The organism is Enterococcus sp. GPZ-007 (genome assembly GCF_059374735.1).
Genome location: NZ_JCAFYN010000070.1, coordinates 1 through 13,275, shown reverse-complemented (window position 1 = coordinate 13,275; position 13,275 = coordinate 1). Strand labels below are relative to the sequence as shown.

7 protein-coding genes are annotated in these 13,275 nt (G+C 41.8%); 3 read left to right on the top strand and 4 right to left on the bottom strand.

Annotated elements, in window-relative coordinates; all coding sequences use genetic code 11:
• Positions 1–49 precede the first annotated feature (49 nt).
• The 4 genes from AC4J95_RS20240 to AC4J95_RS20225 form a co-directional block, all read right to left on the bottom strand.
• Positions 50–1,003 carry a biotin--[acetyl-CoA-carboxylase] ligase gene (locus AC4J95_RS20240; RefSeq protein WP_494551405.1) on the bottom strand — a complete coding sequence of 318 codons (954 nt, stop codon included), beginning with the start codon at positions 1,001–1,003 and terminating at the stop codon, positions 50–52.
• A gap of 101 nt (positions 1,004–1,104) precedes the next feature.
• Complete coding sequence (locus AC4J95_RS20235) at positions 1,105–1,908, bottom strand: ABC transporter ATP-binding protein (RefSeq protein ID WP_494551404.1); 804 nt, start codon at positions 1,906–1,908, stop codon at positions 1,105–1,107.
• Positions 1,886–2,806 carry an ABC transporter permease gene (locus AC4J95_RS20230; RefSeq protein ID WP_494551403.1) on the bottom strand — a complete coding sequence of 307 codons (921 nt, stop codon included), beginning with the start codon at positions 2,804–2,806 and terminating at the stop codon, positions 1,886–1,888. The genes AC4J95_RS20235 and AC4J95_RS20230 overlap by 23 nt, the downstream gene beginning before the upstream one ends.
• A gap of 42 nt (positions 2,807–2,848) precedes the next feature.
• Complete coding sequence (locus AC4J95_RS20225; RefSeq protein WP_494551402.1) at positions 2,849–3,817, bottom strand: ABC transporter substrate-binding protein; 969 nt, start codon at positions 3,815–3,817, stop codon at positions 2,849–2,851.
• A 716-nt stretch (positions 3,818–4,533) separates the two neighbouring features.
• Here AC4J95_RS20225 and rpoB point away from each other — a divergent pair.
• The 3 genes from rpoB to AC4J95_RS20210 all read left to right on the top strand — a co-directional run bounded on the left by rpoB (position 4,534) and on the right by AC4J95_RS20210 (position 13,225).
• Positions 4,534–8,148, top strand: a complete 3,615-nt coding sequence (rpoB, locus tag AC4J95_RS20220) for a DNA-directed RNA polymerase subunit beta (protein WP_494551401.1) — start codon at positions 4,534–4,536, stop codon at positions 8,146–8,148.
• A 73-nt stretch (positions 8,149–8,221) separates the two neighbouring features.
• A complete protein-coding gene (rpoC, locus tag AC4J95_RS20215) occupies positions 8,222–11,875 on the top strand; it encodes a DNA-directed RNA polymerase subunit beta' (RefSeq protein WP_494551400.1) in 3,654 nt (1,217 codons plus the stop codon).
• Between the two features lie 249 nt (positions 11,876–12,124).
• A complete protein-coding gene (locus AC4J95_RS20210) occupies positions 12,125–13,225 on the top strand; it encodes an LCP family glycopolymer transferase (protein ID WP_494551399.1) in 1,101 nt (366 codons plus the stop codon).
• Positions 13,226–13,275: the final 50 nt, after the last annotated feature.

Sequence of the window (13,275 nt, the reverse complement as noted above, 5' to 3'; positions counted from 1 at the left end):
TGATGTGCCGCAAATCGGCACATCATTTTTTTTGTTGGAATTTGACCTTCTATTGAATTGAGCTTAAGCTGATTTCCCCAGAGGAAAGAGAGACGGTCTCTTCCCCTAGATCAACAACCAACTCACCAGTGTCGGTAATCGCGACAGCAGTGCCTAAATAAGATTGATCTTTACGCTTGAAGGTAATTTTTTTCCCTAATACAAATGACTTTTTACGATAAGCCTCCAGATAAGTCGTTTGATCAGCTAACAGATCAAAGAAACGATTCCAGATATTGATGATTAATTGGTTACGAGTGATTGTCGCATCGCCGCTTGGAAATAAGGAGGTTGCTTTTTCTTGTAATTCCGCTGGGTAGTTTTCCTGTGGAATAGAAAAATTAATTCCCATGCCAATGATGATATATTTTAGTGAGTTGGTTTCAACGTCAGTCATTGCTTCGGATAAAATTCCAACAATCTTTTTGTGATTCAGATAAATATCATTGACCCATTTAATTTGAGTATTGATTCCTAGTAGTTCATCAATGGCTTCAGCTACAGCGACTGCCATCAAAATCGTATACTGTGGTAACTCTTGTAATTGCTCTTTAGGCTCCAATAGTAAACTCATATAGATCCCTTGTTGTTTGGCCGCAAAAAAAGGGCGGTCAAAACGACCACGAGGAGCTTCTTGCATATCTGCCACGATCAATAAGGGCGATTTTTTGCCGTTCATTACTGCTAATTGTGCATCCTTCATAGTAGAGACAGAAGTTTCTAACACTGTTATATCAACGTCTTGCTGAATTCCTTCTTGAATTTCTTTGGCATCCAAAATATCAGAGGGCTGGTAGCGATAACCATTGGCTGAATGCTGGATCTGATAGCCTCGTTTCTCTAATTCCTTGATCGCTTTCCAGATAGCAGTACGGGAAACACCTAATTCTTGGGCTAAGGCTTCGCCGGATAAAACTTCTTCTGCCGCTTTTAAGCGTGCTAAAATCTTCTCCTTCGTCGACATAGATAGCCTCCTTTAATTTTTCATTCTGGGCTCAGTGTAACAAAAAAACAGGCTACATAAAAGTAGCCTGCCAAGAAAGAAGGGGGTGAATCATTTAAGCATCAACCTAATAATAGGGCATCGTCCTTAAGTTCGACGCCAGAATTTTGATGGAAGAGCTCCATCAATTTTGGTACGGTTAAGTTTTGTTTTTCCTCTTGTTTTAAATCTAAAGCGATCTGACCTTGATGCAACATGATCAAGCGGTTGCCGTATTGGATCGCATCTTCCATATTATGAGTCACCATGAAGGCAGTTAGTTCCTGTTCACGAATCAATCGCTCGGTTAATCCCATAACAGTCAAGGAAGTCTTCGGATCGAGTGCGGCAGTGTGTTCATCCAATAAAATCAAATCAGGTCGCTGCAATGTTGCCATTAATAAAGTGATGGCTTGGCGCTGTCCGCCAGAGAGTAAACCAATCTCTGCGTCCAGCCGATTTTCTAAATTTAGATTCAACATCGCTAACTGTTCTTGAAAGAAACTGCGATCTTTACTTTTTACACCTAAAGAAAAGCCGCGTTTTTGACCACGTTTCATTGCTAAAGCTAAATTTTCTTCCACGGATAAACGAACGGCAGTCCCCATTTTAGGATCCTGAAAGACACGGCTGATTTTTTTCGAGCGACGTGTGACAGAATGTTTGGTGATATCTTCTTCATTCAAAAACATTTGACCTTCTTCAATTGGCAAAGTTCCTGCGACACTATTAAGCAATGTCGATTTACCAGCGCCGTTTCCGCCGATGATTGTCACAAATTCGCCAGGGGCAAGACTTAAATTAATTCCACGCAATACATGGTTTTCATTGACTGTTCCACGTTCGAAATATTGATGTAGATTATTAATCCTTAATACTGGTTGCATTAACATCCGCCCCTTTCTTTTTTGATTTTATGGTAAATTTCGATCGAATTTGTGGTAATGATAGACAGATTACTAAGACGATCGCTGAAGCCAATTTAGAGTCTGTCGGCTCTACGTTCATTTCGAAAACTAGAGCTAAGATGAAGCGGTAAATAATCGCTCCAGCAACAATTGTGATCAAACGAATCAAAATCGGCTTATTATGAAGCAGAACTTCTGCGATAATGATCGAAGCCAACCCAATAACGATCGTTCCAACACCTGAATTCAAATCGGCAAAGCCGTTGTTTTGGGCTAACAATGCTCCTGAAAGAGCGATGCTGCCGTTTGAGATCATGTACCCCAACAGTTTCATGTTTTCAGTTTTGATTCCGTTAGCCTCACTCATATCGGGATTATCGCCTGTTGCTCGGACTGCGAGACCGATCTCTGTTCGGAAAAACAGCACCAGCAGTAGAATGACCAGCATCACGATTAATAAACCAATCAAGATGACCGCATTATTTTTACTTAACCCCATGTCTTGGGCTGCGGTAAAGACAGTATTTTCTCCTAGTAAGGCGATGTTTGGTGCTCCCATCACGCGCGAAGTGACGGAGTACAATCCCGTCATAGTGATGATCCCGGCTAGTAGAGCTGGAATTTTGAATTTAGTGTTCAAGATTCCGGTAACTAAACCAGCCAGCATCCCGCCACCAAAAGCTAGCAGTGTAGCCAAGGCCGGGTGCATGCCATTGACGATGCAAATCGCGGCGATCCCGCCACCTAAAGGGAAACTCCCTTCGGCGGTCAGATCGGCAATATCTAAAATTCGAAAAGTCATGTAAACACCGATCGCTAATAATGACCAGAGCATACCTTGTGACGTCGCTGATAATAACAAAGTGATAACATTCATGATTCTTCCTTCTTTCTTTCTGGAGCTGTTATAACGAATTCTTTATTTAGGTTCTTTGATACTTTCTGGGTCGATCCCTAAAGCTTCAGCCATATCTTTGTTGACTACTAATTTCAATGTGTCAGCAGATTCAACAGGAGTATCTTCCGGCTTAGCATCACCATCTAAGATTTTTGCCGCCATTTTTCCGGTTTGTTTACCGAGTGATTTATAGTCAATTCCAACTGTAGCTAAACCACCGTCGTCAATTTGTTCAGTAGATCCTGCAACTAATGGTATTTTCTTCTCTTTTACAACATCACCAATAACAGCCGCTGCACTTGCGAAAGTATTATCTGTTGGAACATAAATTCCGTCTGTTTCACCTGCTAAAGATTCAGTAACTTGTTGTACATCATTTGTTGTATTGGCTGTTTTGACTTTTACATCAACGCCAGCTTTTTTCAAGGCTTTTTCAGCAAGATCAGCTTGGATTTTTGAATTAGCTTCCCCTGCGTTGTACATGATTCCGATTGATTTCGCATCAGGTACGATTGATAAGAGCAGTTCGATTTGTTTATCGATAGGCACCATGTCCGTTGTTCCTGTAACGTTTCCACCCGGTTTTTTATCACTCTTAACTAATTTTGCTTCTTCCAAGTCAGTAACGGCAGTAACAGTGATGGGAATTTCGGTTGTAGCATTTAACAAAGATTGAGCCGCTGGAGTAGCGATCCCCAATAACAAATCAGGTTCTTCTTTGACTAGTTTTTCACTCATGCTTTTCAAGTTATCTTGATTATTTTGTGCATTTTGATATTCGATTTTTAAGTTGTCGCCTTCTTTATAGCCGCCTTCTTCTAAACCTTCTTTGAACCCATCATAGGCGTTGTCCAATGAAGCATGTTGAACTAATTGTAAGACCCCAACTGTTTTTGTGCTGTCGTTGCTATCAGCGTCATTTCCGCCACCGCAAGCGCCTAACAACAATAAACTAACCAATCCAATTCCTGCTAATACTGTTTTTTTCATAATTTTTTTCTCTCCTTTTCCATTCTCAATAAAAAATCACCCGCTTAGAAGTATCGAAACTCTAAGTGGGTGATTATGAATGCAAAAATATTACAATGCTTCAGCCACTTAGATTTCTCTATGCGGCCGTTGGTACATCGAAATGCTCTAGCCATCATAGATACAAAAAACACTTAAGTTGTTTGTATCCATCGGGATGAATACAAACCTATCTAAAATAGCTAAAGTAATAGCGGTTATTCAGTTGTGAGCTTTTCGCGTTCAGCATAGGAACAACCTCCAACTTGATTAAGATGTAGATTAGTATACGTTAAGAAAAATGAGATGTCAATAATAAATTGTCGAATATTCTGAATATTCAAAAATGTAAAACAAATTGAATCAATTAGTACTTACTGAAAGTTTTAAGAAAATCTTGAGGAGTTCTGATTAAAGCCTTGAGACTATTGACTTTTATATTCATCTCATGTATTATATGAGTTTGCTAAAACTATCTGAAATGATAAAAGGCAGGAACGAAATATTGTCCGTTCCGGTTTTTAATAAGGAAACAAAAGTAGAAGCTCGCGAATATTTTTCAAGAGAACGTTCTATTTTTGGTTTTTTTTTGCCTAAAAGCCGCAAAAAATGTCGCGTGTTACAGTAATTTAATTTTTGTAACATTATTGTAATTTATCTTCGGATCGGTTTTCAAACTTTTAAGAGGGGTGAAGAACTTGGCTGGACACGTAGTAAAATACGGGAAACACCGAGAACGTAGAAGCTTCGCACGAATCAGTGAAGTGTTGGAATTACCGAATTTGATCGAAATTCAAACAGATTCTTATCAATGGTTCCTAGATGAGGGCTTGCGAGAAATGTTTGAAGACATTTTGCCAATTGAAGACTTTAATGGAAACTTGTCACTTGAATTTGTTGACTATGAATTGAAAGAACCTAAATACACGGTGGCAGAAGCTCGTTCACACGATGCAAACTATTCTGCACCATTACATGTTGTATTACGCTTAGTAAACCGCGAAACTGGCGAAATCAAATCCCAAGAAGTATTCTTCGGAGATTTCCCATTAATGACTGAACAAGGAACCTTTATCATCAACGGAGCTGAACGGGTTATCGTATCTCAATTAGTTCGTTCTCCTGGCGTTTATTTCCATGGAAAAGTGGATAAAAACGGAAAAGAAGGCTTTGGCTCAACAGTAATCCCTAACCGTGGCGCATGGTTAGAAATGGAAACTGACGCGAAAGATATCTCTTATGTTCGAATCGATCGTACCCGTAAAATTCCTTTGACGACATTAGTACGTGCTTTAGGTTTTGGATCGGATGATACGATCTTTGAAATCTTTGGCGAAAGCGAATCGCTACGCAACACGATCGAGAAAGACTTGCACAAAAACCCAAGTGATTCTCGTACTGAAGAAGGTTTGAAAGACGTCTACGAACGTTTACGTCCTGGCGAACCAAAAACAGCAGATAGCTCACGTAGCTTGTTAACTGCTCGTTTCTTTGATCCAAAACGTTATGACCTAGCGAATGTTGGTCGTTACAAAGTAAATAAAAAATTAGACCTTAAAACACGTCTATTGAACCTAACTTTAGCAGAAACGTTAGTTGATGCTGAAACAGGTGAGATCATTGTCGAAAAAGGTACTGTTCTTACGCATCAAGTAATGGAAGAATTAGGTCCAAAACTTGAAGGTGGTTTGAACTCAGTGACGTACTACCCATCTGAAGATGCGGTTGTGACTGATCCAATGACAGTTCAAGTGATCAAAGTCTTTTCACCAAAAGATCCAGAACGTGAAGTAACAGTAATCGGTAATGGTTATCCAGACTCATCAGTACGTACTGTTCGTCCTGCTGACATCATCGCTTCAATGAGCTATTTCTTAAACTTGATGGAAGGCATTGGCAATGTCGATGACATCGACCACTTGGGAAATCGTCGTATCCGTTCTGTTGGTGAGTTGTTACAAAACCAATTCCGGATCGGTTTAGCCCGGATGGAACGTGTTGTACGTGAACGGATGTCAATTCAAGACCAAGAAACATTGACGCCGCAACAATTAATCAATATTCGTCCAGTTGTTGCCAGCATCAAAGAATTCTTCGGATCTTCTCAGTTGTCACAGTTCATGGACCAAACCAATCCGCTAGGCGAATTGACGCACAAACGTCGTCTATCTGCCTTAGGACCTGGTGGTTTGACTCGTGACCGTGCTGGTTATGAAGTTCGAGACGTTCACTATTCTCACTATGGCCGTATGTGTCCGATTGAAACACCCGAAGGTCCTAACATCGGGTTGATCAACAGTTTGGCCTCTTATGCGAAGGTTAATAAGTTTGGTTTCATCGAAACACCTTACCGTCGCGTGGATCGCTCAACGGGTAAAGTAACGGACACGATTGATTACTTAACAGCTGATATCGAAGACCATTACGTTGTGGCCCAAGCGAACAGTAAGTTGAACGATGACGGCACATTCGCTGAAGAAGTCGTTATGGCTCGTGCAACTTCTGAAAACTTAGAGGTTACGATCGATAAAGTTGACTACATGGACGTATCGCCAAAACAAGTAGTCGCAGTCGCTACCGCTTGTATTCCATTCTTGGAAAACGATGACTCTAACCGTGCCTTGATGGGTGCCAACATGCAGCGTCAAGCTGTGCCTTTGATCCAACCGCGTTCTCCTTGGGTTGGTACTGGTATGGAATACAAAGCAGCTCATGACTCGGGTGCCGCTTTATTATGTAAAAATGATGGTGTCGTTGAATTCGTCGATGCACACGAAGTTCGTGTACGTCGCGACAATGGCGCATTAGATAAATATGACATTACGAAATTCCGTCGTTCAAACTCTGGAACCAGTTACAACCAACGTCCTTTAGTTGGTTTAGGTGAAAAAGTTGAAGTCGGCGATATCTTAGCTGATGGACCTTCTATGGAAAACGGCGAATTGGCTTTAGGCCAAAACGTGGTCGTAGCCTTCATGACTTGGGAAGGGTACAACTATGAGGATGCTATCATCATGAGCCGTCGTTTAGTTAAAGATGATGTCTACACTTCGATCCATATTGAAGAATATGAATCTGAAGCTCGTGATACAAAATTAGGACCTGAAGAAATCACGCGCGAAATTCCTAACGTTGGGGAAGACGCATTGAAGAACTTAGACGAAATGGGGATTATCCGCATTGGTGCTGAAGTTCATGATGGTGATCTTTTAGTTGGTAAAGTCACTCCTAAAGGGGTAACTGAATTATCAGCAGAAGAACGTTTATTGCATGCGATCTTTGGTGAAAAAGCCCGCGAAGTTCGTGACACTTCTCTACGTGTGCCTCACGGCGGTGGCGGAATTGTTCATGATGTGAAAATCTTTACTCGTGAAGCAGGCGACGAATTATCTCCAGGTGTAAATATGTTAGTGCGCGTCTATATCGTGCAAAAACGTAAGATTCATGAAGGAGATAAAATGGCCGGCCGTCACGGAAACAAAGGGGTCGTTTCTCGCATTATGCCAGAAGAAGACATGCCTTTCTTACCAGACGGGACACCAGTTGATATCATGTTGAACCCATTAGGTGTGCCATCTCGGATGAACATCGGACAAGTATTGGAATTACACTTAGGGATGGCAGCTCGCCAACTAGGCATCCATGTCGCAACACCGGTCTTCGATGGTGCGCAAGATAGTGATGTTTGGGAAACAGTTCGTGAAGCTCGTATGGCAGCAGATGCTAAGACCGTTCTTTATGATGGACGTACAGGTGAACCATTCGATAACCGTATTTCTGTTGGGGTTATGTATATGATCAAATTGGCCCACATGGTCGATGATAAATTGCATGCTCGTTCAATTGGACCTTACTCTCTTGTTACGCAACAACCATTGGGTGGTAAAGCTCAATTTGGTGGACAACGTTTTGGGGAAATGGAAGTTTGGGCACTGGAAGCTTATGGTGCTGCCTATACCCTACAAGAAATCTTGACTTACAAATCAGATGATGTGGTTGGTCGTGTGAAAACTTACGAAGCTATCGTCAAAGGTGAACCTATTCCAAAACCAGGTGTGCCTGAATCTTTCCGCGTATTGGTGAAAGAATTACAAGCTCTTGGTTTAGATATGCAAGTCTTAGATATCAATGACAAAGAAATCGAGTTACGAGATATGGACGATGACGATGATGACTTGATCACAGTTGATGCTTTGACGAAATATGCAGAACAACAACAATCTGCTAAAGAAATCGAAGAAAAAGCAGCTGCTGAAAAAGCCGAACAAAAATCAGATTTGATCCAAGAAATCGAAACTGCAGAAGACTTATAAGAATCACACTTGCCATATGTGAGCCAGCTATCCCTAGCTGGCTTACGATAAAATGAAATGGAGGGAAACCCTTTTGATCGATGTAAATAAATTCGAAAGTATGCAAATAGGTTTGGCTTCTCCTGAAAAAATCAGAAGCTGGTCATACGGTGAAGTAAAAAAACCGGAAACCATTAACTACCGTACATTGAAGCCTGAACGCGAAGGGTTATTCGATGAAAGAATTTTTGGGCCAACCAAAGACTGGGAATGTGCCTGTGGGAAATACAAACGGATTCGTTACAAAGGGATCGTCTGCGACCGTTGTGGTGTCGAAGTTACCCGTTCTAAAGTTCGTCGTGAACGTATGGGTCATATCGAATTAGCAGCTCCTGTAACACATATCTGGTATTTCAAAGGAATTCCTTCTCGGATGGGTCTTGTGCTAGACATGAGTCCTCGTGCGTTAGAAGAAATTATCTACTTTGCATCTTATGTCGTGATCGATGCTGGGAATACTAGTTTAGAGAAGAAACAATTACTGACTGAACGTGAATATCGTGAAAAACGTGATCAATACGGTCAAGAATTCCATGCGGCAATGGGTGCCGAAGCGATCAAACAATTATTAGATCAAGTTGATCTTGATGGCGAATCAGCAGAATTAAAAGAAGAGTTGAAGACTGCTCAAGGACAAAAACGGACACGTGCTATTCGTCGTTTAGATGTTTTAGAAGCCTTCCGTTCTTCTGGTAATCTGCCAGGCTGGATGGTTATGGATGTTATCCCTGTTATCCCGCCGGATCTTCGTCCGATGGTTCAGTTAGAAGGGGGTCGTTTTGCGACTTCTGACTTGAATGACTTATACCGTCGTGTAATCAACCGTAACAATCGTTTGAAACGTTTGTTAGACTTGAATGCACCAAACATCATCGTTCAAAATGAAAAACGGATGCTGCAAGAAGCTGTGGATGCGTTGATCGATAATGGTCGTCGTGGCCGTCCAGTTACTGGACCAGGTAACCGTCCATTGAAATCTTTATCTCACATGTTGAAAGGGAAACAAGGTCGTTTCCGTCAAAACTTGCTGGGTAAACGTGTGGACTACTCTGCTCGTTCCGTTATCGTCGTTGGACCTTTCTTGAAGATGTATCAATGTGGTCTGCCAAAAGAAATGGCGATCGAATTGTTCAAACCTTTCGTAATGAAAGAACTTGTTCAACGTGAGATTGCTTCAAATATCAAAAATGCCAAACGTAAAATCGAACGTCAAGAAGACGTTGTTTGGGACGTTCTAGAAGAAGTTATCAAAGAACACCCTGTTTTACTTAACCGGGCACCTACGTTGCACAGACTGGGTATCCAAGCGTTCGAACCGATCTTAGTTGAAGGTCGTGCCATTCGTCTTCACCCGCTAGTGTGTGAAGCCTACAATGCCGATTTCGATGGAGACCAAATGGCTGTCCATCTACCTCTAGGTGAAGAAGCGCAAGCAGAAGCTCGTATGCTGATGCTGGCTGCAACCCACATTTTGAACCCTAAAGATGGTAAACCAGTAGTTACCCCATCTCAAGATATGGTCTTAGGTAACTACTACCTAACAATGGAAGAAAAAGGCCGCGAAGGTGAAGGAATGATCTTCCGTGACATGAATGAAGCTGTTTTAGCATGGCGTAATGGCTATGTTCACTTGCATTCACGTGTGGCTGTGGATCCTAATACATTAGGCGACAAACCATTTACAGAAGAGCAAAAAGAACGCATGCTGATCACAACTGTTGGGAAAATCATTTTCAACGAGATCATGCCGCAAGAGTTCCCTTACTTGAACGAACCAACTGATTTCAATCTGACGCAACATACACCTGACAAATATTTTGTCGAAAAAGGTGCCGATATTCCTGCAGCGATCAAAGCACAAGAAATTATCTTACCATTTAAGAAGAAAAATCTTGGAAATATCATCGCTGAAGTCTTCAAACGTTTCAAAGTCACTGATACGTCAATGATGCTTGACCGCATGAAAGACCTAGGTTATAAACATTCAACACATGCCGGTATGACCGTTGGTATCGCCGATATTATGGCGCTGGCAGAAAAACAAGAAATCATCGACAATGCTCACAAACAAGTCAGCACGATCACGAAGCAATTCCGCCGTGGTTTGATCACAGATGATGAACGTTATGAACGTGTTATTGCTGTCTGGAATGCAGCGAAAGATGAAATCCAACAACGACTAATGGAATCCTTAGATGCGAAGAACCCGATCTTCATGATGTCTGATTCTGGAGCCCGTGGTAACATCTCCAACTTTACTCAGCTTGCTGGGATGCGTGGATTGATGGCCGCTCCGAATGGACAAATCATGGAATTGCCGATCATCTCAAACTTCCGTGAAGGTCTATCTGTCTTGGAAATGTTTATCTCGACTCACGGGGCTCGTAAAGGTATGACCGATACCGCCTTGAAGACAGCCGATTCAGGTTACTTGACTCGTCGTTTGGTTGACGTTGCCCAAGATGTTATCGTACGTGAAGAGGATTGCGGAACTGACCGTGGTCTAGAAATCTCTGCGATTCGTGAAGGTAACGAAATCATCGAATCATTAGAAGAACGTTTAGTTGGACGTTATACGCAAAAATCAGTAATGCATCCTGAAACAGGAGAAGTCCTTTTACCTGCTGATGCACTGATCAGTGAAGCAGATGCAAAACGCATCATTGACGCTGGCGTTGAGAAATTAACGATCCGCTCAGTCTTCACATGTAATACGAAACATGGTGTATGTAAACATTGTTACGGACGCAACTTGGCAACTGGCGACGACGTTGAAGTCGGCGAAGCAGTTGGTACAATCGCCGCTCAATCAATCGGTGAACCAGGTACTCAGTTGACCATGCGTACATTCCATACCGGTGGGGTTGCCGGAGACGATATCACACAAGGTCTTCCTCGTGTCCAAGAAATCTTCGAAGCACGTAATCCTAAAGGTTTGGCTGTTATCACGGAAGTTACAGGTGAAGTTGTTGAAATCGCCGAAGATGCCGCAACTCGTACGAAAGAAGTAACTGTTAAAGGTGAAACTGATACCCGTACGTACACTGTTCCTTACACTGCTCGTATGAAGGTCGTTGAAGGCGACATGATTCACCGTGGTGCACAATTGACAGAAGGTTCAATCGATCCTAAACACTTGTTGCAAGTTCGCGATGTGATTTCTGTAGAAACATACTTGCTACGTGAAGTTCAACGTGTTTACCGGATGCAAGGGGTAGAAATCGGTGACAAACATATTGAAGTAATGGTTCGTCAAATGTTGCGTAAAGTCCGCGTTATGGACCCAGGCGACACAGATATCTTGCCAGGTACTTTACTTGATATCGCTGACTTTAAAGACCAAAACTACAATACTTTGGTTGCCGGTGGAACGCCTGCGACATCTCGTCCAGTCTTGCTTGGTATTACCAAAGCTTCATTGGAAACGAACAGCTTCTTGTCTGCCGCATCATTCCAAGAAACGACTCGTGTCTTGACCGATGCTGCGATTCGCGGTAAGAAAGATCCATTACTTGGATTGAAGGAAAATGTTATCATCGGTAAGATCATTCCTGCTGGTACAGGTATGGCGACTTACCGTAACATGGAACCAAAAGAAGTCGTTGTGGCTAGCGAAAATGTCTATAGTATCTCAGATATTGAAGCACAAATGGCTGCCGAAGACGCTTTGAACAATCCATTAGGCTAAATCTAAATGCCTCACGAATTCGTTCGTTAAGCTAGATACAATTAGTTTTGAAAGACCACAAGATTCAAAAGAATCTTGTGGTCTTTTTATTTTCGCGCTATTATAAGAAGGTATCTGATAAAATGACAGCGGTCGCTTTGCTCAGATATTAAATTTCGTTTAGAGCAGAATACTAATGCTATTTTTAATGGGCATAATATGAGAAAATGACTGAAACTATACAGTACGTAAAACTTTTTGAGGTGCTACATGAGCAGAACAAAGAAAATCATCTTGATTGTCGTAGGAGTCATCGTGTTACTTGTTGGAGCTGCCACTGTTTACTTATTAAAAGTGAATAACGATGTCGATCAGGCGATCAGTAAAATGACTAAAAAAGTCAATTATAAAAGTACACGTTCGACGGCGGTCGATTTGAAAAACGGTGAGCCCTTCTCTATTCTTTTAATGGGGACGGATACAGGTGACAAGGGGCGGACATATCAAGGGCGCTCAGATTCCATGATGCTGGTAACCATCAATCCTAAGAAGAAGCAAACCCTGATGACTAGCTTGGACCGAGATATCTATACCCAGATCGTCGGCTACAAGGGTGATGCCAATAATTACGTCGCAAAAGGTGATACCTATTATGATAAATTAAATGCGGCCTATTCATTAGGTGGCACCAAGATGGCAATCGAGACTGTTCAGAAAATGATGGATGTCCCTGTGGATTATTATATTGAGATCAATATGAAGGGTCTGAAGACATTAGTTGATGCAGTTGGCGGGATTGAGGTCGACAATAAGATCGATTTTACTTTAGACGGTGTGCACGTAAAAAAAGGCAAACAGACTTTAGACGGCAGACACGCGTTAGAATATGTACGGATGCGTCATGAAGATCCGAAGGGCGATGTAGGGCGGCAAGCACGGCAGCGTGAAATCTTATCCAAGATCGTTCATAAAATACTGTCCGTCAATTCCGTCACGAAGTATAAGCAATATCTTCGAGCAGTGGAGGATTACGTCAGAACTGATTTAAGCTGGAGTGAAATGCTGACGGTCGCCAAAGACTACACACCTGCTGCCAAGAACATTAAGCAGACGCAAGTGGAAGGACAAGGTGAAATGATCAATGATATTTACTTCCAAATTTTAGGACTGAATAATTTACTGGAAGAACAAAATATCGTGAAAAAACAACTCGATCTGCCAACGAAGAAGAAGCTGCCGAATCTGGACGAAGATGACGATAATCAATTATTCTTTGATGATAGCGAAGTAGACAAGATCAGTGCGGGGACCCATTATGATTATAGTGGATATGGAAAGATCATTTATCCGGTAGATCCCGATAACTATTAAAATATAAGAAGATAGCGGCGCAAACCTTTGAGCCGCTATCTTTTTTTTTT